The sequence below is a fragment of the Pseudomonas sp. FDAARGOS_761 genome, from assembly GCF_013343155.1.
In the GTDB taxonomy this organism is placed as follows: domain Bacteria; phylum Pseudomonadota; class Gammaproteobacteria; order Pseudomonadales; family Pseudomonadaceae; genus Pseudomonas; species Pseudomonas aeruginosa.
Genome location: NZ_CP054572.1, coordinates 5,774,419 through 5,800,000 on the forward strand (window position 1 = coordinate 5,774,419; position 25,582 = coordinate 5,800,000).

The window sequence follows — 25,582 nt, forward strand, 5'->3', positions numbered from 1 at the left end:
GAACGACCAGAGTCCGAGGAACCGAGCCATGACCGACCTGAATCGCACCGCCTTGCCCTCGCGCACGGACGGGACCGTGGAAAAGACCGACACCCTCGTCGTCGGCGCCGGCCAGGCCGGCGTGGCGATGAGCGAGCACCTGAGCCGGCTCGGCGTGCCGCACCTGGTCCTGGAGCGCAACCGCATAGCCGAGGCCTGGCGCAGCGGACGCTGGGACTCGCTGGTGGCCAACGGCCCGGCCTGGCACGACCGCTTCCCAGGAATGGAATTCGACATCGATCCCGACGGTTTCCCCGGCAAGGACCAGGTGGCGGCCTATTTCGAGGCCTACGCGAAGAAATTCGACGCGCCGATCCGTACCGGCGTCGAGGTGAGGAAGGTGGTGCGCAATGTCGGCCGCCCCGGCTTCACCGTGGAAACCTCCGCAGGGACCATCGAGGCCAACCGCGTGGTCGCCGCCACTGGCCCGTTCCAGCGTCCGGTGATCCCGCCGATCGCGCCGCGCGACGAGCGTATCCGGCAGATCCACTCGGCCCACTACTACAACCCGCAGCAGCTGCCCGAAGGTGCGGTACTGGTGGTCGGCGCCGGTTCGTCGGGGGTACAGATCGCCGACGAGCTGCAACGTGCCGGGCGCCAGGTCTACCTCTCGGTGGGCGCCCATGACCGTCCGCCGCGTTCCTACCGCAACCGCGACTTCTGCTGGTGGCTGGGCGTGCTCGGCGAATGGGATGCGGAAGTCGCCAAGCCCGGGCGCGAGCATGTGACCATCGCCGTGAGCGGTGCCCGCGGCGGACATACCGTGGACTTCCGCGCCCTGGCGCATCAGGGCGTGACCCTGGTCGGACTGACCGAATCCTTCGTCGACGGCGTCGCGACCTTCCGGCCGGACCTGGCGGAGAACCTGGCGCGCGGCGACGAGAACTACCTGGCGTTGCTCGACGCCGCCGACGCCTATGTCGCCCGCAACGGCCTCGACCTGCCGGAAGAGCCCGAGGCGCGCCGCCGGCTGCCGGACCCGCAGTGCGTGACCGATCCGATCCTCGAACTGGACCTGGCCGAGGCCGGGGTGGGCAGCATCATCTGGGCCACCGGCTATGCCGTCGACTTCGGCTGGCTGCAGGTCGATGCCTTCGACCGCGACGGCAAGCCGCGCCACCAGCGTGGCGTGTCCAGCGAACCCGGCGTGTACTTCATCGGCCTGCCCTGGCTATCGCGGCGCGGCTCCTCGTTCATCTGGGGCGTCTGGCACGACGCGCGCCATGTCGCCGACCACATCGCCATCCAGCGCAAGTACCTCGCATACCGCGACGCCGCCCAGCGCCAGGAACAGGACCGCGCCTCGCAAGCTCCGCAAACCAGCCTCCAGGAAGTCAGCTGATGCCTACCCATACCCGCATTCGCATGTTCAACACCAAGGACACCTACCCCAACCAGTCCCTGGACAACGATCTCTGCCAGGCCGTGCGCGCCGGCAACACGGTGTACGTGCGCGGCCAGGTCGGCACCGACTTCGACGGCAACCTGGTCGGCCTCGGCGATCCGCGCGCCCAGGCCGAGCAGGCGATGAAGAACGTCAAGCAACTGCTGGAGGAAGCCGGCAGCGACCTCTCGCACATCGTCAAGACCACTACCTACCTGATCGATCCGCGCTACCGCGAGCCGGTCTATCGCGAAGTCGGCAAGTGGCTCAAAGGGGTGTTCCCGATCTCCACCGGACTGGTGGTCTCGGCCCTCGGCCAGCCGCAGTGGCTGATGGAGATCGACGTGATCGCGGTGATTCCCGACGACTGGCAGCAATGAGGAGGCGCGCGCCATGACCTTTTCCATCGTCGGCCGCTGCGCCGAAACCGGCCAGCTGGGCATCGCCATCAGCTCGTCGAGCATCGCCGTCGGCGCCCGTTGTCCCTGGCTGCGCGCCGGCACCGGCGCGGTGGCTACGCAGAACATCACCCTGCCGGCGCTCGGCCCGCAGATCCTCGACCGCCTCGACCAGGGCCTGGCCCCTGGCGAAGCGCTGGACCAGGCGCTGAGCAGCAACGGCTATGGCCAGTATCGCCAGGTCACGGTGATCGACCAGCACGGCCGCACCGCGCTGTTCACCGGCCGCGAGGCGCTCGGCGTCCACCATGCGCGGGCCGGCGAGCAATGCGTGGCGGCCGGCAACCTGCTGGCCGCGCCGGAAGTGATCGAGGCGATGGTGGATGCCTTCGAGAGCGCCGAAGGCCTGCTCGCCGAGCGCCTGCTGGCGGCGATGGGTGCCGCGCTGGCCGCTGGTGGCGAAGCCGGGCCGGTGCATTCGGCGGCGCTGTCGGTGGTCGGCGACCTGCTCTGGCCGGTGGTCGACCTGCGCGTCGACTGGGCCGAGCACGACCCCATCGGCCAGCTCGAGCGACTGTGGCTCGCCTACAAGCCGCAGATGCAGGACTATGTGACCCGCGCCCTCGACCCGACCCGTGCGCCGAGCTACGGCGTGCCCGGCGACGAGTGAGCGGGTCGTTCCCTTCCTCGACGGCGCAGCGCGAGACCTGCGCCCTGGAGCCCGACATGCCCGGCAGCCGCGACATCCTCGCCGACCTGGTGGCCTTCGACACCGTCAGCCGCGAGTCCAACCTGGCGCTGATCGACTACGTCCGCGACTACCTGGCGGGTTTCGGCGTCGACAGCGAACTGTTCTTCGACGCCGACGGCCGCAAGGCCAATCTCTATGCCACCATCGGCCCCAGCGACCGTGGCGGCGTCTGCCTTTCCGGGCATACCGACGTGGTGCCGGCGGACGGCCAGGCCTGGAGCGTGCCGCCGTTCCGGCTCAGCGAGCGCGATGGTCGCCTCTACGGGCGTGGCACGGCGGACATGAAGGGCTACCTGGCCTGCGTGCTGGCGGCCGTCCCGGCGTTCCTCGCCGCGCCGTTGCGCCTGCCGGTGCACCTGGCGTTCTCCTACGACGAGGAAGTCGGCTGCCTGGGCGTCCGTTCGCTGCTCGCGGCGCTGGAGCGGCGTCCGCACAAGCCGTTGCTGTGCATCATCGGCGAGCCCACCGAGCTGAAGCCGGTGCTCGGCCACAAGGGCAAGCTGGCCATGCGCTGCGAGGTGCACGGCGCGGCCTGCCATTCGGCCTACGCGCCGCAGGGGGTGAATGCCATCGAATACGCCGCGCGGCTGATCGGCCGCCTCGGCGAGATCGGCGCGCGCCTGGCGGCGCCGGAGCGCCACGACCGGCGTTTCGACCCGCCCTACTCGACGGTGCAGACCGGACTGATCCAGGGCGGCCGGGCGCTGAACATCGTGCCCGCCGAGTGCCGCTTCGACTTCGAGGTCCGCGCGCTGCCGGCGGACGACCCGCGGCAGGTCGCCGAGGAACTCCGTGACTATGCCGAAAGCGAACTGCTGCCGCGGATGCGTGCGGTAGAGCGAAGTACCGATATCCGCTTCACGCCGCTATCGGCCTATCCCGGCCTGCTCACCGCAGACGACAGCCAGGCGGCGGAGCTGATCGGCCTGCTCAGCGGTTCGACGGATTTCTCCACCGTGGCCTTCGGCACCGAGGGCGGGCTGTTCCACCAGGCCGGTATCCCGGCGGTGATCTGCGGTCCCGGCAGCATGGACCAGGGCCACAAGCCGGACGAGTTCGTCAGCCTCGCTCAGCTCGAGGCGTGCGACGCCCTGCTGGCGCGCCTGGCGGCGTGGCTGCGGGAGCCTTGAGCGGCAGCACCGCGCGGTCCTGGCTGGGACTGGCGGCGAAGCGCGCGCGGTAGCTGCGGGAGAAGTACGAAGGCGACTCGAAGCCGCAGGCCAGGCTCACCTGTAGCACGCTGAGGTCGGTCTGGCGCAGCAACTGGCGGGCCTTGTCCAGGCGCAGGCCGAGGTAGAAGTTCGAGGGCGTGTCGTCCAGGTGCACGCGGAACAGCCGTTCCAGCTGGCGGCGGGTGACCTGGATGCGCTCGGCCAGCTCCAGGGTGGTCAGTGGCGGCTCGGTATGCCGCTCCATCTCGCCGATCACCTGCACCAGCTTGCGGTTGCTCACGCCATAGCGGGTCGCCACCTGCAGGCGCTGGTGGTCCTGGCGCGGGCGGATGCGGCCGAGCACGAACTGCTCGGAAACCTGCACCGCCAGTTGCGGACCGTGGGCCTGGGCGATCAGGTCGAGCATCAGGTCGATGGAGGCGGTGCCGCCGGCCGAGGTGATGCGCGGTCCGTCGATCTCGAACAGCTCCTGGGTCACGCTCAGTTGCGGGTAGGACTCCTGGAAGGCGTCGATGGCTTCCCAGTGCAGGGTCGCGCGGCGCCCGTCGAGCAGACCGGCCTCGGCCAGCACCACGCTGCCGGTATCGATGCCACCGAGGGTCACGCCGTTGCGGTCGAGCTTGCGCAGCCACTGCACCAGTGCCGGGGTGACCGCCCGCAGCGGCTCGAAGCCGGCCACCACGAACAGCAGGTCGCCTTTCTTCAACGGCTCCAGCGCGCCGTCGCTGTTCACCGACATGCCATTGCTGGCCAGCACCGGACCGCCGTCGGCGCTGAGCACGTGCCAGCGGTAGAGGTCGGCGTGGAAGCGGTTGGCCACGCGCAGTGGCTCCACGGCGGAAACGAAGCCCATTACCGAGAAGCCGGGCAGCAGGAGAAACCAGAAGTCCTGGGACATGGGGTGCTCCGGGGTTGAGGTTGCGCAGCCTGTGTGTAGCGCAGGCCCGCCGCGCTTGGCAATGGCCAGGTCGCTGCAGTGCAAGAGCTGGTCGCCGCAGTGCGCTTCGCCGCCGTCCCGGCTGCGTACCTTGGTCGCCAGGGTCGGTCTCGCAAGGGGCCGGCGCCCACCTCGCAGAAAAACAATCAATAGCCGCACGAGGGGAGACCGATGAAGACGACGATTCGCCAGCTGGGCTGCGCCCTGCTGATCCTGGCCAGTGGCGCCGCCCTGGCCGCCGAACCCGAGCAGTGCCGCACGGTGCGCCTGGGCACGGTGAACTGGACCGACGTGGTCGCCAGCAGTGCCGTGGCCGAAGCCTTGCTCGACGGCCTGGGCTACCAGGTGAAGCAGACCAGCGCCTCGCAACAGATCGTCCTGGCCGGCCTGGCCGACAAGCAGCTGGACCTGTTCCTCGGCTACTGGCAACCGACCATGCAGCCGGTCGCCAGGCCTTACCTGGACAAAGGCCGGATCGAAGTGATCGAGCCGCCGACCCTGGCCGACGCGCAGTCCACCTATGCGGTGCCGAGCTACGTCGCCGAGGGCGGGCTGAAGACCTTCGCCGACATCGCCCGCTTCAAGGACAAGCTTGGCGGCCGCATCTACGCCATCGAGCCAGGCAGCGGCTCGAACCGCATCACCCGGAAGATGATCGACGACAACCGTTTCGGCCTGAAGGGCTTCCAGCTGGTGGAGTCCAGCGAGGCCGGGATGCTCACGGCGGTGAAGCGGGCGATCAAGCGCAAGCAGTGGGTGGTGTTCTTCGGCTGGAAGCCGCATCCGATGAACCTGCAGATCGACATGACCTACCTCACCGGCAGCGAGGATGTGTTCGGTCCCGACGAGGGCGCGGCCACCGTCTCCACCATGACCGCCGCCGGCTACCAGGCGCAGTGCGGTAACGTCGCCCGGCTGCTGCACAACCTGCGCTTCAGCAGCGCCCAGGTCAGCCAGGTGATGGCGCCGATCCTCGATCGCACCCAGCCCCTCGACGCCGCGCGCCAGTGGCTGAAGGCCAACCCCGAGCCGCTGAAGGCCTGGCTGGATGGCGTGAGCACCTTCGACGGCAAGGACGGCCTGGCCGCGCTCCAGGCCTCGCTGAAGTAACCCGCACCTATCCGTTCCGCCCGGCGCGGCCGGGCGGGGCTTCGTACACCCCGAATACAGGAAGCTACCACCGTGAACCATGAAGTCATCGTCACCTGCGCGGTGACCGGCGCCGGCGATACCGTCGGCCGGCATCCGGCGATCCCGGTCACTCCGAAACAGATTGCCGAGGCCGCCATCGAGGCGGCCAGGGCCGGCGCCACCGTCGCCCACTGCCACGTCCGCGACCCCGCCACCGGCAAGCCCAGTCGCGACGTGGCGCTGTACCGTGAAGTGGTCGAGCGTATCCGCGAAAGCGACACCGACGTGATCATCAACCTCACCGCCGGCATGGGCGGCGATCTGGAGATCGGCAAGGGCGAGCAGCCCCTGGAGTTCGGTGCCGGCACCGACCTGGTCGGCCCGCTGGAGCGGCTCAGGCATGTCGAGGAGCTGCTGCCGGAAATCTGCACCCTGGACTGCGGCACCCTCAATTTCGGCGACGGCGACTACATCTACGTCTCCACCCCTGCGCAACTGCGCGCCGGCGCCCGGCGCATCACCGAGCTGGGGGTCAAGGCCGAGCTGGAAATCTTCGATACCGGCCACCTCTGGTTCGCCAAGCAGATGCTCAAGGAAGGGCTGCTGGAGGATCCGCTGTTCCAGATCTGCCTGGGCATTCCCTGGGGCGCGCCGGCCGATACCACGACCATGAAGGCGATGGCCGACAACCTGCCGCCGGGGGCGACCTGGGCCGGCTTCGGCATCGGCCGCACGCAGATGCCGATGGTCGCCCAGGCCATGTTGCTGGGCGGCAACGTGCGGGTCGGCCTGGAGGACAACATCTGGCTGGACAAGGGCGTGCCGGCGAGCAACGGCAGCCTGGTGGAGCGCGCCATCGAGATCATCGAGCGCCTCGGCGGGCGCGCCCTGAGCCCGGCGGAAGGGCGCCGCAGGATGAACCTGAAGCCGCGCTGATTTCTTCCTCCCCGCCCCGTTGGGGGCGGGAACAACCTCTGGAGATGTCCATGTCCTTCGTCACCGAGATCAAGACCTTCGCCGCCCTCGGTAGCGGCGTCATCGGCAGCGGCTGGATCGCCCGCGCCCTGGCCCACGGCCTCGACGTCGTCGCCTGGGATCCGGCGCCGGGCGCCGAAGCGGCGTTGCGCGCGCGCGTCGCCAATGCCTGGCCGGCCTTGCGGAAACAGGGCCTGGCGCCCGGCGCGGCGCAGGAGCGCCTGCGCTTCGTCGCGAGCATCGAGGAATGCGTGGGCGACGCCGATTTCATCCAGGAGAGCGCCCCCGAGCGGCTCGACCTGAAGCTCGACCTGCACGCCAGGATAAGCGCCGCGGCGCGGCCCGACGTGCTGATCGGTTCCTCCACCTCGGGCCTGCTGCCCAGCGAGTTCTACGCCGAGGCGAGCCACCCCGAGCGCTGCCTGGTCGGCCACCCGTTCAACCCGGTCTACCTGCTGCCGCTGGTGGAGGTGGTCGGCGGCGAACGCACCGCTGTCGAGGCCGTGCGGGCGGCGATGCGGGTCTACGAGTCGCTGGGCATGCGTCCGCTGCACGTACGCAAGGAAGTGCCCGGCTTCATCGCCGACCGCTTGCTCGAGGCGCTCTGGCGCGAGGCGCTGCACCTGGTCAACGACGGCGTGGCCACGACCGGCGAGATCGACGATGCGATCCGCTTCGGCGCCGGCCTGCGCTGGTCGTTCATGGGCACCTTCCTGACCTACACCCTGGCCGGTGGCAACGCCGGCATGCGCCACTTCATGGCGCAGTTCGGCCCGGCGCTGCAATTGCCCTGGACCTACCTGCCGGCGCCGGAACTCACCGAGGCCCTGATCGACCGGGTGGTGGAGGGCACCGCCGAGCAGCAGGGCGCGCGCAGCATCGCCGAGCTCGAGCGCTACCGCGACGACTGCCTGCTGGCGGTGCTCGGGGCGATCAGGGAAACCAAGGCCCGGCACGGCTTCGCCTTCGCCGAGTGACATGACGCGCCTTCCGCCCCGCCGGGCGGAGCGCAACCACGGAGCCTGCCATGAGCCAAGCCCTGACGACCTACGAGACGCCGGTCCTGCCCGAGTGGGTGGACTACAACGGCCACTTGCGCGATGCCTTCTACCTACTGGTGTTCAGCTACGCCACCGATGCGCTGATGGCGCATATCGGCCTGGACAGCCAGAACCGCGACGCCAGCGGACACTCGCTGTTCACCCTGGAATGCCACCTGAACTTCCTCCACGAGGTGAAGGAGGGCGCCAGGGTCGAGGTGCGCACGCAACTGCTCGGTCACGATCGCAAGCGCCTGCATATCCACCATGCCCTGTACCTGCCTGGCAGCGGGCAGGCGCTGGCGCTGAGCGAGCAGATGCTGCTCCACGTCAGCCTCGACGGCCCGCGCTCGGTGCCGTTCGCAGGCGAGGTGCTGGCGCGGGTCGAGGCGCTCGCCGAGGCACATCGCGCGCTCCCCGTGCCGGAAGGTGTCGGTCGGGTGATCGGCCTGCCGCCGCTGCGCTGAGCGCGATGGCTGCGAAGTATCCGCTGTCTCCGGCGATGTGGCGCTTCGTCGAGCACAGCCGGGCGTTCGCCAGCGACAGTCCGCGCCTGGATGCGCAACGTGCGGCCTACGCGCGGATGTGCCAGGCGTTCGCGCCGCCGCGCCCGGCCGGTTTGCGGGTGCTCGACTCCTGCTTGCCGGCCGCGCCGCCGGTGCGCGTGCGCCGCTATCGCCCCGACCGCCCGGCACCGCCCGGTGGCTGGCCGGCGCTGCTCTACCTGCACGGTGGTGGCTGGATGCTCGGCGGCCTCGATTCACACGATTTCATCTGCGCCGACCTGGCGGCGCGCCTGGGCCTGCTGGTGCTGGCGGTGGATTACCGACTGGCGCCGGAGCATCCGTTCCCGGCGGCATTGCAGGATTGCCTGCGTGCCTGGCAGGCGCTGAGCCTGGGCGAGCTGGACGAAGCGCTGGATGGGCGACGCCTGCTGGTGGCCGGCGACAGCGCCGGCGGCAACCTGGCGGCGGCGCTGTGCCTGGCCCTGCGCGATGGCGGCGCGCCGTCGCCGGCTGCGCAGATATTGCTCTATCCCTTGCTGTCCGCCGCGCCATCGCCCTCGCGGATCGACTGCGTCGACGCGCCGTTGCTCGGCCTCGGCGATGTGCAGGCGTGCCTGGACGCCTACCTGCCGCTGGCGGCGCTGCACCGACAGCCGCTGGCGCTGCCCCTGGAGGCCGCTGATTTCACTGGCCTGCCGCCGGCCTTCGTGGCGGTCGCCGAATTCGATCCGCTGCGCGACGACGGCGAGCGCTATGGCGCAGCGCTACGCGCGGCGGGTGGCGAGGCAGGGTTCTATCCGGGAAACGGGCTGGTCCATGGCTGCCTGCGCGGCCACGGCATCGACGAGGTGGAAGCCCTGCACGAGGCCTTGCGGCGGGCCGTGCAGGGCTTCCTGGCGGAGGACTCAGGCGAGCGCCAGGCGGGTGAGTAATCCACCGCCGAGTACCAGCCAGGCGAATAGCAGGGCGGCCAGCAGCAGCGGCTTGAGGCCGGCGCGGCGGATCGCCGAGAGGTGCGTGCCGAGGCCGAGGCCGGCCATCGCCATGGCCAGGAGGAAGGTGTCGAGGTCGTTGACGTGGCTGACCAGCGCCGGCGGCAGGCTGACCAGCGAGTTGAGCCCGGCGACCAGTACGAAGCCGACGGCAAACCAGGGAATGGTGATCTTGGTCGCGCCGCTGTGCTGCCGGCGGTGCGCCTTGTCGCGTGCCAGCCAGGCCGAGAGCAGGATCAGGAAGGGCGCCAACATCATTACCCGGACCATCTTGGCGATCACCGCGGTATCCGCTGCCTCGATGCCGATCGAACGACCCGCGGCGACCACTTGGGCCACCTCGTGCACCGTGGCACCGATGTACACGCCCCAGGTGCCAGGGTCGCGCGGCAGCAGCCCCCAGTCCTGGTCGAGCTGGAACAGCGCCGGATAGAGGAAGATGCCCAGGGTGCCGAACACCACCACGGTGGAGACCGCCACCGCGACCTGTTCGGCACGGCCGCGCACGACCGGCTCGGTGGCCATCACCGCGGCGGCGCCGCAGATCGAACTGCCGGCGCCGATCAGCAGGGTGGTGGTGCGGTCCAGGCCGAACAGCCGGGTGCCGAGCAGGCACGCCAGGCCGAAGGTGCTGGCGAGCATCAGGGCGTCCAGCAGCACGCCGTGCAATCCGACGCCGGCGATGTCCTGGAAGGTCAGGCGCAGGCCGTAGAGGATGATCCCGGCGCGCAGCAGGATCTGCTTGGAGAAGCCGACGCCGGCGGCGCTGCCGGCGGCGATCCGAGGGTACAGGGTGTTGCCGACGACGATGCCGAGCACGATGGCCAGGGTCAGCGCGCTGATGCCGTTGTGCTGCAACCATTGCGAACGACCCAGGAGGATCGCCGCGCCGGCCAGGGCGGCGCTGAGCAGCAGGCCGGGGATGAGTTTCTGGACCTGGGCCAGGGGTCTGGTACCGGTCTTGACGGGGAGGGTGTGCATCCTTTGCTCCTCAGGTGAGGTCACGGGACGCAGGTTAGGTAGCGGGCATGAATTTGTGAAACGAATAGTTTCTGTATTAAATACCTGAAAAACAGGTAGGTGAGTCCATGGCCCTCAGTTTCCGTCAGCTCCAGATCTTCTGTGCGGTGGCTCGCTGCGGCAGTACCACGGCGGCGGCGGAATCCATCTCGCTGTCGCAGTCGGCCACCAGCGCTGCGCTCAACGAGCTGGAGTCGCAGCTTTCCACGCGCCTGTTCGACCGGGTCGGCAAGCGCCTGCAACTGAACGAGGTCGGCCGCCGCTTCCTGCCCCAGGCATTGCGCCTGCTCGACGGGGTGGCGCAACTGGAGCAGCAGTTCGCGGTTTCCGCCGCGCCCCAGGCGAGCCTGACGGTGGCGGCCAGCAGCACCATCGGCAACTACGTGCTGCCACGCCTGCTGGCCTCCTTCGAGCGGGAGCAGCCGGGGGTGAGGGTCAACGCCAGCATCGGCAACACCGGTTCGGCGGTGCAGGACGTGGTGACCTTCGCGGCGGACATCGGCCTCATCGAAGGCCCCTGCCACGAGCCGGGCCTGCGGGTGGAGCCCTGGCTCGAGGACAGCCTGATCGTGGTGGCGGCGCCCGGCCACCCGCTGGCCTTGCGCACCCAGGTCTCCCGCGAGGCCCTGCGCCGTGCGCGCTGGCTGCTGCGCGAGCCCGGCTCGGGCACGCGCGAGGAGGTCAGCCACGCCCTGCTGGGCCACCTGCATTACCTGGAAGACAGCCTGGACCTGGGCAGCTCCGAGGCGATCAAGCACAGCGTCGCCGCCGGGCTGGGCATCAGTTGCCTGTCGCGCTGGGTGGTCGAGGAACAGTTGGCCTCCGGCGCGCTGGTCGAACTGCGCAGCAGCCTGCCGCCGTTGCGCCGGCGTTTCTACATGCTGCGCCAGCGCGACAAGTTCCTCTCGCCGGGCTTCGAGCACTTCTGGGAACACTGTCGGGCGGGACTCGGCGCCGGCTAGCCGGCTCCCGGTAAAAAGATCCCCCTGCCGCGCCCGACGCGCGGAGGGGGATGAAAAAGGAGCCAGGAACGGCCCTCAGTGTGAGTCTGGCGTTTTCCGGAAGCCGTCCGCTGCATTCCGCAAGCCGCTGGAGGTGATTGTGGCGGTGTCGCTGACGGTCGAATTAGCCGAAAACGACCTGCCCATGTCCAGGCGGGACAGCCCCCTTGCCGGGAGCGACGTGGGCTCAGCAGAATCGATGGCAATCCCCATCGAAGGAGCTGCCGCGATGATGCACGCCGATCTGATCGACCAGGACGATTTCCGCGAACGCCTGCAGGCGCTGGGCTTCAGCGTGCCGCCGGACTCGACTCCGGAGCAGGCCTGCGAATACGCCGTGCGTGGCCTCAGCCCGGAGCGCGCCCAGGCGCTGCGGCGGCTGGTGGAGGACATGCTCGGCGGGCACGCCACGCTGCTGCCGGCGGTGCGCGAGGCGATTTCCCGGCAACTGCTGCCGGCGCTGGTGCCGCGGGGCTGACAAGGCCCTGCCCGCCCCGTGGACGGGGCGGGCAGGGACGCGCGGTCAGATCCGCACGCTGGCGAAGGTCGACTCGCCCTGCGCCTGGCTCAGGGCCGACAGCGCCGAGGAGTTGGGCATCAGCGCCAGGTCCTGCGGGATCGGCATCAGCACCACCGGCTGGCCCAGCGGCTGGCCCTGGCGCTCGTCACGCGGCGGGATGCCGAAGTACTCACGGTAGCACTTGGAGAAGTGCGGGGTGGAGACGAAGCCGCAGACCGAGGCCACCTCGATGATCGACATGGACGTCTGCTTGAGCAACTGGCGGGCGCGGATCAGGCGCAGCTTCAGGTAGTAGCGCGACGGCGAGCAGTGCAGGTACTTCTGGAACAGCCGCTCGAGCTGGCGACGCGAGACGTTGACGTAGACCGCCAGTTCGTCGAGGTCGATCGGTTCCTCCAGGTTGGCCTCCATCAGCGCGACGATCTCCTGCAACTTCGGCTGGTTGGTGCCGAGCATGTGCTTGAGCGGCACGCGCTGGTGGTCCTGCTCGTTGCGGATGCGCTCGTAGATGAACATCTCGGAGATCGCCGCCGACAGCTCGCGGCCATGCTCGCGGCCGATCAGGTGCAGCATCATGTCCATCGGCGCGGTGCCGCCGGAAGAGGTGAAGCGGTTGCGGTCGATGGAGAACAGGCGGGTGCTCATGGCCACCCGGGGGAAGGCTTCCTGCATCGCCGCCAGGCATTCCCAGTGCACGCTGCAATCGTAGCCGTCGAGCAGGCCGGCGCGGGCCAGCGCCCAACTGCCGGTGCACACCGCGCCGAGGCGCCGACCCTGGCGGGCCTGGGCCTGGAGGAACGTGACGTGCTCGCGGGTGACGCTGCGCTGGATGCCGACGCCGCCGCAGACGATCACGCAATCCACTGCCGGGGCGTTGTCGGTACCGGCGTCGGGGGTGATCTGCAGGCCGTCGCTGGCCCAGACCTGGCGGCCGTCCAGGCTCAGCGTATGCCAGCGGTAGAGTTCGCGTCCCGAGAGCTGGTTGGCCATGCGCAACGGTTCCACCGCCGAGGCCAGGGAGATCAGGGTGAAGTTATCCAGCAGCAGGAAGCCGATGGACTGCGGATTTCGGTTCTGTGGCGGAACTCCGGGCGCGTACGTGGTCATGGGTGTATCTCCTCACGCTGAGCAAGCAGGCCTCTCACGAGGCTTTTTTTATGATTGTTGGAATTTCCGGGTGGCTGCTTGGGCCACGCCGTCGGCGTTGCTTGTAACCAGAGCAAGGCAAATGCCATGCCTATATTGATTGGGCGTTCAATCAAAAAAGCCGGAAGGCTTTAGCCCGGCATTTCCACTCGGGCCTGGCACAACGACAGCATGGGCGACGACTGGCGGCGCGCCGCGCGCTTGAGCATTTCGGTAGCACCAGGGCGGCCCCCGGCGAGAAGGCGGGGCAGCGGCCGTGGCGACAAAGGTAACGACGGGCGGCGAGCCGTTACCCCGCAGTGTGACGGATGGCGACCGCCCGGTCACGCGTCATATGCGCCAAAAAGTGGCGTCTCGATCGTTTCGTGAGCAATTCCGGTTCAGCACTCGATGGCGTTCACCGCCAGGCCCCCGCGCGAGGTTTCCTTGTACTTGTCGTGCATGTCGGCGCCGGTGTCGCGCATGGTGCGGATCACCTTGTCCAGCGAGATGAAATGCTGGCCGTCGCCGCGCAAGGCCATTTGCGCCGCGTTGATGGCCTTCACCGCGGCGATCGCGTTGCGCTCGATACAGGGCACCTGGACCAGCCCGCCAACCGGGTCGCAGGTCAGCCCGAGGTTGTGTTCCAGACCGATCTCGGCAGCGTTCTCGACCTGCGCCGGGGTGGCGCCGAGGACTTCCGCCAGGCCGGCGGCGGCCATCGCGCAGGCCGAGCCGACCTCGCCCTGGCAGCCGACCTCGGCGCCGGAGATCGAGGCGTTCTTCTTGCACAGGATGCCCACCGCGGCGGCGGCCAGCAGGTAGTCGACGACGTCGCGGTCCTGGGCGTCGGGATTGAACTTCATATAGTAGTGCAGCACCGCCGGGATGATCCCCGCCGCGCCGTTGGTGGGCGCGGTGACCATGCGTCCGCCGGCGGCGTTCTCCTCGTTCACCGCCAGGGCGAACAGGTTGACCCATTCCATGGCGCTGAGGGTCGAGCCGATCACGTTGGGCTTGCCGATCTCCTGCAGGTTGCGGTGCAGGCGCGCGGCGCGGCGTTGCACGTTGAGCCCGCCGGGAAGGATGCCTTCGTTGCGCAACCCGTTGTCGACGCAATCGCGCATCGCCTGCCAGATGCGCCGCAGGCCTTCGCGGATATCGGTCTCGCTGCGCCAGATGCGTTCGTTGGCCAGCATCAGCTCGGATACCCGCAGGTTGTGGCGCTTGCACAGCAGCAACAGTTCCTCGGCGCTGGAGAAGTCGTAGGGCAGCACCGTGTGGTCCTGGTCGAGCTGTCCCGAGGCGGCCTGTGCCGCATCGACCACGAAGCCCCCGCCCACCGAGTAGTAGGTCTCCTGGTGCAGTTCGCCTTGCTCGCCGTAGGCGACCAGGGTCATGGCGTTGGGGTGGTAGGGCAGGTTCTCGTCGAGCAGGCGCATGTCGCGCACCCAGTCGAACGGTACCGCCACGCGGCCGTCCAGTTGCAGCAGGCCGCTATCGAGCAGCGCGGCCATGCGCGGGGCGATCTGGGTCGGGTCGATACGATCCGGCCATTCGCCCATCAGGCCCATGATCACCGCGCGATCGGTGCCGTGGCCGACGCCGGTGGCGGACAGCGAGCCGTACAGGCGCACTTCGAGACGCCGCACCGCCGACAGCGCCTGGCGTTGGCGCAGGGCAGCGGTGAACAGCGCGGCGGCGCGCATGGGGCCGACGGTATGCGAACTGGACGGGCCGATACCGATCTTGAAAAGGTCGAACACACTGATAGCCATGCCGGCCTCCGGGATTGCCGCGGCATCCGTGCCTGCGTAGTGGGGGTGGCGGCTCCTCCGCCCGCGATTCCTGCGCATCATCGGGCTTTCCCCGGGGCGGGCCGCATCCGCCACCGACCCGGCCATGTCCAAAAGCGCCGCGTCCGCGCCCGGATCGGGGAACCTCTGCGGCCGAGGGGCGTCTGCACCTGCACGGCGTCGGAATGAGAACGGGCTCGCGCCGCTCCGAAAACGGCATCCGCTGGTCGCCGGCAAAGACCACTATGATTGAATGCGACACAGCGGGTACTGAATGCGACCCCGCCTGCACTGGTTGCGACCCACCCTGTAGGCGACGGATGCGTCCTGTTTCATGATCGTTCACGAATTGCCCGCTGAGGGCCGCTACCGGTCGGCCCGATACAGACAGACCGCCGCGCCCTTCGGGGTAGCGCCGGCGCCTTACCCTGCAGAGGAGTTCGCTATGAAAGGTTGCAAGTCTTGGCTGCTGGCCGTGTCTCTGTGCGCACCGCTGGCAGCCCAGGCCGCGGAGCCCGAATCCTGTGCGTCGGTGCGTTTCGCCGACGTCGGCTGGACCGACATCACAGTGACCACCGCGGTCACCCGCCAGGTCCTCGAGTCCCTCGGCTACAAGACCAAGGTCAATCTGCTCTCGGTGCCGGTGACCTACCGCTCCCTGGCCAACAACGACCTCGACGTATTCCTGGGCAACTGGATGCCCACCATGACCAACGACATCAAGCAGTACGCCGAGAAAGGCACGGTCGAGACGCTGCGCGCCAACCTGGAGGGCGCCAAGTACACCCTGGCGGTTCCCCAGTACGTCTACGACGGCGGCCTGCGCAGCTTCGCCGATATCGCGAAGTTCTCCGACAAGCTGGGCAACAAGATCTACGGCATCGAGCCGGGCAACGACGGCAACCGCGTCGCCCAGAGCATGATCGACAAGAACGCCTTCGAACTGGGCAAGTTCAAGTTGGTGGAATCCAGCGAGGCGGGCATGCTCTCGCAGGTGCAGCGGGCCATCCGGCGCAACCAGTGGGTGGTGTTCCTCGGCTGGGAGCCGCACCCCATGAATACCCGCTTCCAGATGAAGTACCTGGAAGGCGGCGACGACTTCTTCGGCCCCAACTATGGCGGCGCGACCATCTACACCAACGTGCGCAAGGGCTACGCCCAGGAGTGCGCCAACGTCGGCCAACTGCTGAAGAACCTCAGCTTCACCCTCGAGATGGAGAACAAGCTGATGGACGCGGTACTCAACGAAAACAAGAAACCCGAGGAAGCCGCTAAGGCCTGGTTGAAGGATCACCCGGAACAGCTGGATGCCTGGCTGGCCGGTGTCACCACGCGCGACGGGCAGCCTGCCGCAGCCGCGGCCAAGCTGGCGTTCGCCAAGTAGGCGACCGGTCGTTCATTTCCCGCTCTTGATGGACCCTGATTATGTTCCTGACTGATCACAAGCTCCCGCTGGGAGAGCAGATCGCCGGTTTCGTCGACTGGCTGACCCTGCATGGCGCATCGTTCTTCGACAAGATCTCCGACACCCTGGAGTTCCTCATCCATGGCGTCACCAACGGCTTGCTCTGGTTCAACCCGTTGGTGCTGATCGCCTTGCTGGTAGGGCTGGTGCATTTCATCCAGCGCAGCTGGGGGCTGACCGTGTTCGCCCTGGCCTCGTTGCTGCTGATCCTCAACCTGGGCTACTGGCAGGAGACCATGGAAACCCTCGCCCAGGTGATATTCGCCACCCTGGTGTGCATCGCCGTGGGCGTGCCGCTGGGCATCGTCGCCGCGCACAAGCCGTGGTTCTACACCGCGCTGCGGCCGCTACTGGACCTGATGCAGACGGTACCGACCTTCGTCTACCTGATCCCGACCCTGACCCTGTTCGGTCTCGGCGTGGTGCCGGGCCTGATCTCCACGGTGATCTTCGCCGTCGCCGCGCCGATCCGCCTGACCTGCCTGGGTATCCAGGACGTGCCGGCGGAGCTGCTCGACGCCGGCAAGGCCTTCGGCTGCTCGCGCTGGCAACTGCTGACGCGCATCGAGCTGCCGCACGCGATGCCGAGCATCGCCGCCGGCATCACCCAATGCATCATGCTCTCCCTGTCGATGGTGGTGATCGCCGCGCTGGTCGGCGCCGATGGCCTCGGCAAGCCGGTGGTGAACGCGCTGAACACCGCCGACATCTCCCTCGGCTTCGAAGCCGGCCTGGCCATCGTCCTGCTCGCCATCCTGCTCGACCGGGTGTGCAAGCAGCGCGCCGTGAAGGGGAAATAAGCCATGACCGCGATCCGATTCGACCATGTGGACGTCATCTTCGGCACCCACACCAAGGAAGCCCTGAAGCTCCTCGACCAGGGCCTCGGCCGCGCCGAGATCCTCAAGCGCACCGGCCAGGTGCTCGGCGTCGAGGACGCCTGCCTGGACGTCAACCGCGGCGAGATCTGCGTGCTGATGGGACTTTCCGGCTCCGGCAAGTCGAGCCTGCTGCGCTGCATCAACGGCCTGAACAAGGTCAGCCGCGGCAAGCTGCTGATCGAGCACGAAGGTTCGCAGGTGGACATCGCCAACTGCTCGCCGGCGACCCTCAAGGCCATGCGCACCAAGCGCATCGCCATGGTGTTCCAGAAGTTCGCCCTGATGCCCTGGCTGACGGTGGCCGAGAACGTCGGCTTCGGCCTGGAGATGCAGGGCCGCCCGGCCGCCGAGCGGAAGAAGCTGATCGACGAGAAGCTCGAGCTGGTCGGTCTCTCGCAGTGGCGCGACAAGCGTCCCGACTCGCTCTCCGGCGGCATGCAGCAGCGCGTCGGCCTGGCTCGCGCGCTGGCGATGGATGGCGACATCCTGCTGATGGACGAACCGTTCTCCGCCCTCGACCCGCTGATCCGCCAGCAATTGCAGGACGAACTGCTGGTGCTGCAACGGCAACTGCACAAGACCATCGTGTTCGTCAGCCACGACCTCGACGAGGCGCTGAAGATCGGCACCCGCATCGCGATCATGAAGGACGGCCGGATCATCCAGCACGGCAAGCCGGAAGAGATCGTGCTGAGCCCCGCGGACGACTACGTGCGTACCTTCGTCGCCCATACCAACCCGCTCAACGTGCTGTGCGGCCAGAGTCTGATGCGTGGCCTCGACCAGTGCATCCGGCAGAACGACGAGATCTGCTTCGACCAGGGCCGCGACTGCTGGATCGGTCTCAGCGAAGGCGACGTGCTCAAGGGCGCGCGCCAGGGCAGCAACGTCATCGACCTGCAACGCTGGCGCCAGGGCGACCCGGTGGAGAAGCTGCGCCGCGAACCGACCCTGGTGGATGTCAGCATCCGTATGCGCGATGCCCTGCAGATTCGCTACCAGACCGGCCACAAGCTGGTTCTGCAGGAGCAGGACAGGGTGGTCGGGGTGCTCGGCGACAGCGAGCTGTACCACGCGCTGCTGGGCAAGAACCTCGGCTGACCCCCAAGGCCCGCTCGGGACCGCTGCGAATGCCCGGCGCTGCCGGGCATTCGCGTTTATCCTCCGCGCTTTTTCCGTCTGTTCTTCCTTTCGCACGCTCCCGCGCGCCGTTTCCTGCGGCATGCGCCGGGCGCCGGGCGGCAGAAAAGAAAGGCCCGGCGAAACGCCGGGCCAAGTACGCACCTGATTGGCGAGGGCGCCCTAGCGGCGCCGGATTCAGGTCTGGTGCTGGGTTGGCGCCGGCACTGGCTGGTAGGTGCGGCGGTCGCCGACCTGGGCCTCGTAGTCGGCGCGCATGGCCTTGTGCAGGCCGAACATGAACAGGATCAGCACCGCCGAGAACGGTAGCCCGGCGAGCACCACGACGGTTTGCATCGCCGTGAAGTTGCCGGCGAACAGCAGGCCGATGGTGACTAGCGTGACGACGGCCGACCAGAGGATGCGCAGCCAGTTCGGCGCGTCCTCGTCCAGCTCGCCGCCGCTGCGCGAGAGATTGGCCAGCATCACCGAGCCGGAATCCGCCGGGGTGAGGAACAGCACGAAGCCGACGAAGATCGACAGGCCGATGACGATCTTCGACAGCGGATAGTGTTCCAGCAGCAGGTAGATCGACATCGACGGCTGTTCCAGCGCGGCCTTGCCCAGGTCGGTCGCGCCGTGGTTCATCACCAGGTCCAGGGCGCTGTTGCCGAATACCGACAGCCAGGCCAGGGTGAAGCCCAGCGGGATCAGCAGCACCCCGCAGACCAGTTCGCGCACGCTGCGACCGCGGGAAATGCGGGCGATGAACATACCGACGAAGGGCGCCCAGGAAATCCACCAGGCCCAGTAGAACAGGGTCCACAGGCCCAGCCATTCCTCGCTCTTGCCGGCGCCGGCACCGGTGTAGACGTAGAGGTCGAAGGTCTTCAGCACCAGGCCGTCGAGATAGTCGCCGAGGTTCTGTACGAAGCCGTTGAGCAGTTCCAGGGTCGAACCGCAGACCAGCACGAACAGCAGCAGCGAGCTGAACAGCACGATATTCAGGTTGGACAGCCGGCGGATGCCTTTCTCGACACCGGATACCGCCGCCAGGGTGGCGACCAGGCTCATCACCAGGATCACCGCCAGCAGGGTGCCTTTGCTGTGCGGCATGCCGGTCAGGTACTCGAGACCGGACGACACCTGCAAGGCGCCGATGCCCAGGTTGGTCACCAGCCCGAGAAGGGTGACGAAGATGCCGAAGCAATCCACCGCATGGCCCGCGGCGCCTTTCACCCAGCGCTCGCCGAGGATCGGATAGAGCGCCGAGCGCAACGCCAGCGGCTGGCGATGGCGGTAGGCGAAATAACCGACGGCGAGGCCGACCAGGGCATAGATCGCCCAGCCGTGCAGGCCCCAGTGGAGGAAGGTCAGTTGCAGCGCCTGGCGCGCCGCCTGAGGGCTGCCGGGAACGCCTTCGGGCGGGTGGTAGAGGTGGTCGATCGGCTCGGATGCGGCGAAGTAGAGCAGCGAGATGCCGATCCCGGAGGAGAACAGCATGCCGGCCCAGGCACCGTAGCTGAAGTCCGGCTTTTCATGCTCCTCGCCGAGCTTGAGGGTGCCGAAGCGCGAGAAGGCCACCCAGGCGACGAAGAACAGGTAGGCGCCGATGGCCAGCATGTAGTACCAGCCGAAGCTGTGCGACAGCCACGCCTGGATGCGGCCGAGCAAGGCTCCGGCGCTGTCGGGATAGAGGATGAGGGCGGCGGTCAGAACCAGGATCAGTGCGGTCGAGCCGAAGAACACGATCGGATTCAGACGTACCTGCTCGTTTGTTTTTATTGGCGAAGCAGTACTCATTGGAGGATGACCCCATGGCAGTGAAAGCATGGCGGCTTATGGCCGCGGACTACAGACACAGCATTGCCACCCCACTTGAAGCCCGGATTCTGCGATCCTTGGCGGACTTCGGCGACGAGGTGATGAACGGCGCGGGCCAGGTTGCACGCAGGCTGGGAGCCGCTCATGGACGCCGAGCTTATTCTTAGTTGATTGAACGTTCAATAAAAACAAAATAGACTGGCCACCAATGACGTCGGTCGGTGCCCGCACGCACCCATCGACGAGAGGAGATAGCAATGCCCAAGGTCGGTATGCAGCCCATCCGCCGCTCGCAACTGATTCACGCCACCCTGGAGGCGGTCGATCAGGTCGGCATGGGAGACGCCAGCATCGCCCTGATAGCCCGCCTGGCGGGTGTTTCCAACGGCATCATCAGCCACTACTTCCAGGACAAGAACGGCTTGCTGGAAGCGACCATGCGGCACCTGCTCAGCGCCTTGAGCAAGGCCGTACGCGAACGCCGCGCGGCGCTCTACGACGACAGTCCGAGGGCGCACCTGCGAGCGATCGTCGAAGGCAACTTCGACGACAGCCAGGTCAATGGTCCGGCGATGAAGACCTGGCTGGCGTTCTGGGCGACCAGCATGCACCAGCCGGCACTGCGTCGATTGCAGCGGGTCAACGACCATCGCCTGTATTCGAACCTGTGCTACCAGTTCCGCCGCCAGCTCTCGGCGGACGACGCCCGCGCCGCGGCACGCGGCCTGGCGGCCCTGATCGACGGCCTGTGGTTGCGTGGCGCGCTGACCGGCGACGCCTTCGATACCGACGAGGCCCTGAACATCGCTTACGACTACCTCGACCAGCAGTTGGCAAAACAGTCGGGGTAGGGACGAAAACCCCCGCGGCGCCGCCTTGCGCCTGCGATACCGATAAGAGAGGACTGCAACATGGCCCGATTCGAAGAACAGAAGCTCTACATTGGCGGTCGCTACGTGGAGGCCAGCAGTGGCGCCACCTTCGAGACCATCAACCCGGCCAACGGCGAAGTGCTCGCCAAGGTCCAGCGGGCTTCCAGGGAAGACGTCGAGCGGGCCGTGCAGAGCGCCGTCGAGGGGCAGAAGGTGTGGGCGGCGATGACCGCCATGCAGCGCTCGCGCATCCTCCGTCGCGCCGTCGACATCCTCCGCGAGCGCAACGACGAACTGGCCGCCCTGGAAACCCTGGATACCGGCAAGCCGCTGGCGGAAACCCGCTCGGTGGACATCGTCACCGGCGCCGACGTGCTCGAGTACTACGCCGGCCTGGTCCCGGCCATCGAAGGCGAGCAGATTCCCCTGCGCGAAACCAGTTTCGTCTACACCCGCCGCGAGCCGCTGGGCGTGGTCGCCGGCATTGGCGCCTGGAACTACCCGGTGCAGATCGCCCTGTGGAAATCCGCCCCGGCCCTCGCTGCCGGCAACGCGATGATCTTCAAGCCCAGCGAAGTCACCCCGCTGACTGCCCTCAAGCTGGCCGAGATCTACACCGAGGCCGGCGTGCCGGACGGCGTGTTCAACGTGCTCACCGGCAGCGGACGCGAAGTCGGCCAGTGGCTGACCGAGCACCCGCTGATCGAGAAGATCTCCTTCACCGGTGGCACCTCCACCGGCAAGAAAGTCATGGCCAGCGCTTCCAGCTCGTCGCTGAAGGAAGTGACCATGGAGCTGGGCGGCAAGTCCCCGCTGATCATCTTCCCCGACGCAGACCTCGACCGTGCCGCCGACATCGCCGTCATGGCCAACTTCTTCAGCTCCGGCCAGGTCTGCACCAACGGCACCCGGGTGTTCATCCACCGTTCCCAGCAGGCCCGCTTCGAAGCCAAGGTACTGGAGCGCGTGCAGCGCATCCGTCTCGGCGACCCGCAGGACGAGAACACCAACTTCGGCCCGCTGGTCAGCTTCCCGCACATGGAAAGCGTGCTCGGCTACATCGAGTCCGGCAAGGCGCAGAAGGCTCGCCTGCTGTGCGGCGGCGAGCGTGTGACCGATGGAGCGTTCGGCAATGGCGCCTACGTCGCGCCGACCGTGTTCACCGATTGCAGCGACGACATGACCATCGTCCGCGAGGAAATCTTCGGCCCGGTGATGAGCATCCTGGTCTATGACGACGAAGACGAGGCGATCCGCCGCGCCAACGATACCGAGTACGGCCTCGCCGCCGGCGTCGTGACCCAGGACCTGGCCCGCGCCCACCGCGCCATCCATCGCCTGGAAGCCGGCATCTGCTGGATCAATACCTGGGGCGAGTCGCCGGCGGAAATGCCGGTCGGCGGTTACAAGCAATCCGGTGTCGGTCGCGAGAACGGTCTCACCACCCTGGCTCATTACACTCGCATCAAGTCCGTGCAAGTGGAGCTGGGCGACTACGCCTCGGTGTTCTGAGCCTCGACGCAGCGCTCGAACCCCTAACCAGGCCGGTCCCAGGCAACGCTCCCTGACACCGGCCATTCCGAACTTCCAGACACCGGCGCGCCAGCGTCGCGGCCGGTGTCATGCCGAGAAAAGAGGAAGGCCTGCATGTCCCAGGAATTCGACTACATCATCATCGGAGCCGGCTCTGCCGGTAACGTACTCGCTACCCGCCTCACCGAAGATGCCGACGTCAGCGTCCTGCTGCTCGAAGCCGGCGGTCCCGACTACCGCTTCGACTTCCGCACCCAGATGCCGGCGGCCCTTGCCTTCCCGCTGCAGGGGCGGCGCTACAACTGGGCCTACGAGACCGACCCCGAGCCCTACATGAACAACCGCCGCATGGAGTGCGGTCGCGGCAAGGGCCTGGGCGGCTCCTCGCTGATCAACGGTATGTGCTACATCCGCGGCAACGCCCTGGACTTCGACGGCTGGGCCAAGGAGCCGGGCCTCGAGGACTGGAGCTACCTCGACTGCCTGCCGTACTTCCGCAAGGCGGAAACCCGGGACATCGGCCCCAACGACTACCATGGCGGCGACGGCCCGGTCAGCGTGACCACGCCGAAGGCCGGCAACAACCCACTGTTCCATGCGATGGTCGAGGCCGGCGTGCAGGCCGGCTACCCGCGAACCGATGACCTCAACGGCTACCAGCAGGAAGGCTTCGGCCCCATGGACCGGACCGTCACCCCGGAGGGCCGTCGCGCCGCCACCGGGCGCGGCTACCTGGACCAGGCCCGCGGCCGGCCCAACCTGACCATCGTCACCCACGCCCTGAGCGACCGCATCCTGTTCAGCGGCAAGCGCGCCATCGGCGTCTCCTACCTGGTGGGCAACGGCGACAACCCGGTCACCGCCCACGCCCGCCGCGAAGTATTGGTGTGCAGCGGCGCGATCGCCTCGCCGCAATTGCTGCAACGCTCCGGCGTCGGCCCGGCGGCCCTGCTGCGCGACCTGGACATCCCGGTGGTGCATGACCTGCCGGGCGTCGGCGCCAACCTGCAGGATCACCTGGAACTCTACCTGCAGTACGCCTGCAAGCAGCCGGTGTCGATCTACCCGGCGACCAAATGGTGGAACCAGCCGGCCATCGGCGCCCAGTGGCTGTTCCTCGGCAAGGGCCTCGGCGCCAGCAACCAGTTCGAGGCTGGCGGCTTCATCCGAACCCGCGAAGCGTTCGAATGGCCGAACATCCAGTTCCATTTCCTCCCGGTGGCGATCAACTACAACGGCAGCAAGGGCGTGCAGGAGCACGGCTTCCAGGCGCACATGGGCTCGATGCGCTCGCCGAGCCGCGGGCGCATCCACCTGAAGTCCAGGGACCCGCGCCAGCATCCGAGCATCCTGTTCAACTACATGTCCCACGAGCAGGACTGGCAGGAGTTCCGCGACGGCATCCGGCTGACCCGCGAGATCATGAACCAGCCGGCGCTGGACCCCTATCGGGGCCGCGAGTTGAGCCCAGGGGTGAACGTGCAGTCGGACGCCGAACTCGACGAGTTCATCCGCAACCATGCGGAGACCGCTTTCCACCCATCCTGCTCGTGCAAGATGGGCAGCGACGACATGGCGGTGGTCGATGGCCAGGGACGGGTCCACGGCATGGAAGGACTGCGAGTGGTGGATGCGTCGATCATGCCGCTGATCATCACCGGCAACCTCAATGCCACCACCATCATGATGGCCGAGAAGATCGCCGACAGGATCCGCGGTCGCCAGCCGCTGCCGCGCAGCACGGCGAAGTACTACGTGGCCGGGGATGCGCCGGTACGCGGCAACCCCGTGCGGGCCTGAGGAACGCGCAAACAAGAACGCCGGCGATAGCCGGCGTTCCTGCGTCTAGCCCCGGCGTGGCGGGACCGGGCGGGTGCGCCCGCTGCCATCGATGGCGACGAACACGAACACCGCCTCGGTGACTTTGCGCCATTCGCTGGACAACGGGTCGTCGCTCCACACCTCGACCAGCATGCGGATCGAGCTGCGACCGACTTCCAGGGTCTGGGTATAGAAGGAAAGCTGGGCACCTACCGCGACCGGCACCATGAAGGCCATGCGGTCGATGGCGACGGTGGCGATACGGCCGCCGGCGATCTTGCTGGCCATGGCGGTTCCCGCCAGGTCCATCTGGGATACCAGCCAACCGCCGTAGATATCGCCGAAACCGTTGGTTTCGCGCGGCAGCGCGGTAATCTGCAAGGCCAGGTCTCCCTGGGGAATGGGGTCTTCTTGTTCAAGCTCGATCATAGGTAAGGGCCTCGTGCCCCCCGGATTTCTTGTTCAAGCGCGGTTTAGGGGAAAACTCTCCCAAAACGCCTGCCGGTGCAAGGTCTTGGGACAGCTTTCAGAGGCGCCCGGGCATTATATAGAGGAGTAGGGCGGCCGACGACCGCCCGGTTCTCTCTTCGACCGACTGTGTGGACATTCGTCGATTTGCTATGGTTTCGCTCCTGCGTCCCCGGGTCGCAGGTCGACACGCCTGCCGGTCGAACCCCGCTCATGCTTGCTGAACGAATAAAGAGAACAATCCCGACATGCCATCCGCGAATGCTCCCGAGGCGCCGGCCCAGCGTCCATTGACCCGCAGCGACTACAAGACCCTGTCCCTCTCCGCCCTGGGTGGAGCGCTGGAGTTCTACGACTTCATCATCTTCGTGTTCTTCGCCACCGTGGTCGGCAAGCTGTTCTTCCCGGCGGACATGCCGGAATGGCTGCGTCAGCTGCAAACCTTCGGCCTGTTCGCCGCCGGCTACCTGGCGCGGCCGCTGGGCGGCGTGATCATGGCCCACTTCGGCGACCTGCTCGGGCGCAAGCGCATGTTCACCCTGAGCATCTTCATGATGGCGGTGCCGACCCTGATCATGGGCCTGCTTCCGACCTACGCGCAGATCGGCATCTGGGCGCCCCTGGCGCTGCTCCTGCTGAGGGTGATCCAGGGCGCCGCGATTGGCGGGGAGGTACCGGGGGCCTGGGTCTTCGTCGCCGAGCAGGTACCGGCACGGCATGTCGGTTATGCCTGCGGGACGCTGACTTCCGGCCTGACGGCGGGCATCCTGCTGGGCTCGCTGGTGGCTACTGCGATCAATAGCTTCTATAGC

Annotated in this window: 24 protein-coding genes (1 of these 24 cut by a window edge); 18 read left to right on the top strand and 6 right to left on the bottom strand. The window is 67.6% G+C overall.

Annotated features, from left to right (window positions below; all coding sequences use genetic code 11):
- The first annotated feature begins 28 nt into the window (after positions 1 to 28).
- The 4 genes from FOC67_RS26900 to argE are packed head-to-tail and all read left to right on the top strand — an operon-like array spanning position 29 to position 3,702.
- The gene (locus FOC67_RS26900) at positions 29 to 1,381 is read left to right on the top strand and encodes an NAD(P)/FAD-dependent oxidoreductase (RefSeq protein WP_009315998.1); all 1,353 of its coding nucleotides are present in this window, start codon (positions 29 to 31) and stop codon (positions 1,379 to 1,381) included.
- On the top strand, positions 1,381 to 1,803 hold the full coding sequence (locus tag FOC67_RS26905) for a RidA family protein (protein WP_003096732.1): 423 nt from the start codon (positions 1,381 to 1,383) through the stop codon (positions 1,801 to 1,803). Before FOC67_RS26900 ends, FOC67_RS26905 begins: the two co-directional genes overlap by 1 nt.
- Before the next feature lie 13 nt (positions 1,804 to 1,816).
- Positions 1,817 to 2,491, top strand: coding sequence for a DUF1028 domain-containing protein (locus tag FOC67_RS26910; protein ID WP_009315997.1), 675 nt, complete (start codon positions 1,817 to 1,819; stop codon positions 2,489 to 2,491).
- Between the two features lie 56 nt (positions 2,492 to 2,547).
- A complete protein-coding gene (gene argE / locus FOC67_RS26915) occupies positions 2,548 to 3,702 on the top strand; it encodes an acetylornithine deacetylase (protein WP_003121330.1) in 1,155 nt (384 codons plus the stop codon).
- Here argE and cdhR read toward each other — a convergent pair.
- A complete protein-coding gene (gene cdhR, locus FOC67_RS26920; RefSeq protein ID WP_003096721.1) occupies positions 3,632 to 4,642 on the bottom strand; it encodes an HTH-type transcriptional regulator CdhR in 1,011 nt (336 codons plus the stop codon). The genes argE and cdhR overlap by 71 nt on opposite strands.
- A 210-nt stretch (positions 4,643 to 4,852) precedes the next feature.
- On the opposite strand from cdhR, the gene FOC67_RS26925 reads away from it, so the two are divergent.
- The 5 genes from FOC67_RS26925 to FOC67_RS26945 all read left to right on the top strand — a co-directional run bounded on the left by FOC67_RS26925 (position 4,853) and on the right by FOC67_RS26945 (position 9,265).
- On the top strand, positions 4,853 to 5,791 hold the full coding sequence (locus tag FOC67_RS26925) for a choline ABC transporter substrate-binding protein (protein ID WP_003096718.1): 939 nt from the start codon (positions 4,853 to 4,855) through the stop codon (positions 5,789 to 5,791).
- 72 nt (positions 5,792 to 5,863) lie between these two features.
- Complete coding sequence (locus FOC67_RS26930; RefSeq protein WP_003096716.1) at positions 5,864 to 6,748, top strand: 3-keto-5-aminohexanoate cleavage protein; 885 nt, start codon at positions 5,864 to 5,866, stop codon at positions 6,746 to 6,748.
- A 50-nt stretch (positions 6,749 to 6,798) separates the two neighbouring features.
- On the top strand, positions 6,799 to 7,764 hold the full coding sequence (locus tag FOC67_RS26935; RefSeq protein ID WP_003106031.1) for an L-carnitine dehydrogenase: 966 nt from the start codon (positions 6,799 to 6,801) through the stop codon (positions 7,762 to 7,764).
- A 50-nt stretch (positions 7,765 to 7,814) separates the two neighbouring features.
- Positions 7,815 to 8,294: a thioesterase family protein gene (locus FOC67_RS26940; protein ID WP_003096710.1), complete on the top strand. Its 480-nt coding sequence runs from the start codon at positions 7,815 to 7,817 to the stop codon at positions 8,292 to 8,294.
- Between the two features lie 5 nt (positions 8,295 to 8,299).
- Positions 8,300 to 9,265 carry an acylcarnitine hydrolase gene (locus FOC67_RS26945; RefSeq protein WP_004364692.1) on the top strand — a complete coding sequence of 322 codons (966 nt, stop codon included), beginning with the start codon at positions 8,300 to 8,302 and terminating at the stop codon, positions 9,263 to 9,265.
- On the opposite strand, the gene FOC67_RS26950 is transcribed toward FOC67_RS26945, so the two are convergent.
- Positions 9,239 to 10,306, bottom strand: a complete 1,068-nt coding sequence (locus FOC67_RS26950) for a YeiH family protein (RefSeq protein ID WP_009315995.1) — start codon at positions 10,304 to 10,306, stop codon at positions 9,239 to 9,241. The two genes, FOC67_RS26945 and FOC67_RS26950, sit on opposite strands and share 27 nt — an antisense overlap.
- Before the next feature lie 107 nt (positions 10,307 to 10,413).
- Between FOC67_RS26950 and FOC67_RS26955 the strand changes: the two genes are divergently transcribed.
- Together FOC67_RS26955 and FOC67_RS26960 are read left to right on the top strand one after the other, a co-directional pair.
- Positions 10,414 to 11,307 carry a LysR family transcriptional regulator gene (locus FOC67_RS26955; protein ID WP_009315993.1) on the top strand — a complete coding sequence of 298 codons (894 nt, stop codon included), beginning with the start codon at positions 10,414 to 10,416 and terminating at the stop codon, positions 11,305 to 11,307.
- A gap of 268 nt (positions 11,308 to 11,575) precedes the next feature.
- Positions 11,576 to 11,824 (top strand): hypothetical protein, encoded by a 249-nt coding sequence (locus FOC67_RS26960; protein ID WP_003096701.1) that lies wholly within the window; start codon positions 11,576 to 11,578, stop codon positions 11,822 to 11,824.
- 45 nt (positions 11,825 to 11,869) lie between these two features.
- Here the strand turns inward: FOC67_RS26960 and FOC67_RS26965 are convergent, their stop codons facing one another.
- Together FOC67_RS26965 and FOC67_RS26970 are read right to left on the bottom strand one after the other, a co-directional pair.
- On the bottom strand, positions 11,870 to 12,973 hold the full coding sequence (locus FOC67_RS26965) for a GlxA family transcriptional regulator (RefSeq protein ID WP_003096699.1): 1,104 nt from the start codon (positions 12,971 to 12,973) through the stop codon (positions 11,870 to 11,872).
- A gap of 419 nt (positions 12,974 to 13,392) precedes the next feature.
- A complete protein-coding gene (locus FOC67_RS26970; protein WP_003111339.1) occupies positions 13,393 to 14,769 on the bottom strand; it encodes an L-serine ammonia-lyase in 1,377 nt (458 codons plus the stop codon).
- A 463-nt stretch (positions 14,770 to 15,232) separates the two neighbouring features.
- On the opposite strand from FOC67_RS26970, the gene FOC67_RS26975 reads away from it, so the two are divergent.
- Genes FOC67_RS26975 through choV form a run of 3 tightly spaced genes read left to right on the top strand, consistent with a single transcriptional unit; the run spans position 15,233 to position 18,234 of the window.
- Positions 15,233 to 16,171 carry a choline ABC transporter substrate-binding protein gene (locus FOC67_RS26975; protein ID WP_003104841.1) on the top strand — a complete coding sequence of 313 codons (939 nt, stop codon included), beginning with the start codon at positions 15,233 to 15,235 and terminating at the stop codon, positions 16,169 to 16,171.
- 41 nt (positions 16,172 to 16,212) lie between these two features.
- Positions 16,213 to 17,052: a choline ABC transporter permease subunit gene (choW, locus tag FOC67_RS26980; protein WP_003096692.1), complete on the top strand. Its 840-nt coding sequence runs from the start codon at positions 16,213 to 16,215 to the stop codon at positions 17,050 to 17,052.
- 3 nt (positions 17,053 to 17,055) lie between these two features.
- Positions 17,056 to 18,234 (top strand): choline ABC transporter ATP-binding protein, encoded by a 1,179-nt coding sequence (choV, locus tag FOC67_RS26985; protein WP_003096690.1) that lies wholly within the window; start codon positions 17,056 to 17,058, stop codon positions 18,232 to 18,234.
- A 216-nt stretch (positions 18,235 to 18,450) separates the two neighbouring features.
- Here choV and FOC67_RS26990 read toward each other — a convergent pair whose 3' ends face one another.
- On the bottom strand, positions 18,451 to 20,001 hold the full coding sequence (locus FOC67_RS26990; RefSeq protein ID WP_003122396.1) for a BCCT family transporter: 1,551 nt from the start codon (positions 19,999 to 20,001) through the stop codon (positions 18,451 to 18,453).
- 332 nt (positions 20,002 to 20,333) lie between these two features.
- On the opposite strand from FOC67_RS26990, the gene betI reads away from it, so the two are divergent.
- The 3 genes from betI (at position 20,334) to betA (ending at position 24,281) form a co-directional block, all read left to right on the top strand.
- Entirely contained in the window at positions 20,334 to 20,927 is a 594-nt protein-coding gene (gene betI, locus FOC67_RS26995) for a transcriptional regulator BetI (RefSeq protein ID WP_003096684.1), read from the top strand.
- 60 nt (positions 20,928 to 20,987) lie between these two features.
- A complete protein-coding gene (gene betB / locus FOC67_RS27000) occupies positions 20,988 to 22,460 on the top strand; it encodes a betaine-aldehyde dehydrogenase (RefSeq protein ID WP_003121323.1) in 1,473 nt (490 codons plus the stop codon).
- A gap of 135 nt (positions 22,461 to 22,595) precedes the next feature.
- Positions 22,596 to 24,281, top strand: coding sequence for a choline dehydrogenase (gene betA / locus FOC67_RS27005; RefSeq protein WP_003136284.1), 1,686 nt, complete (start codon positions 22,596 to 22,598; stop codon positions 24,279 to 24,281).
- Between the two features lie 45 nt (positions 24,282 to 24,326).
- Here the strand turns inward: betA and FOC67_RS27010 are convergent, their stop codons facing one another.
- Entirely contained in the window at positions 24,327 to 24,731 is a 405-nt protein-coding gene (locus FOC67_RS27010; RefSeq protein ID WP_003096677.1) for an acyl-CoA thioesterase, read from the bottom strand.
- Positions 24,732 to 25,018: 287 nt separating this feature from the next.
- On the opposite strand from FOC67_RS27010, the gene FOC67_RS27015 reads away from it, so the two are divergent.
- On the top strand, positions 25,019 to 25,582 hold the start of the coding sequence (locus FOC67_RS27015; RefSeq protein ID WP_009315985.1) for an MFS transporter. Its footprint extends 753 nt past the window's final position; 564 of the gene's 1,317 nt are visible here — the first part of the coding sequence; the start codon lies at positions 25,019 to 25,021; its stop codon lies beyond the right edge, outside the window.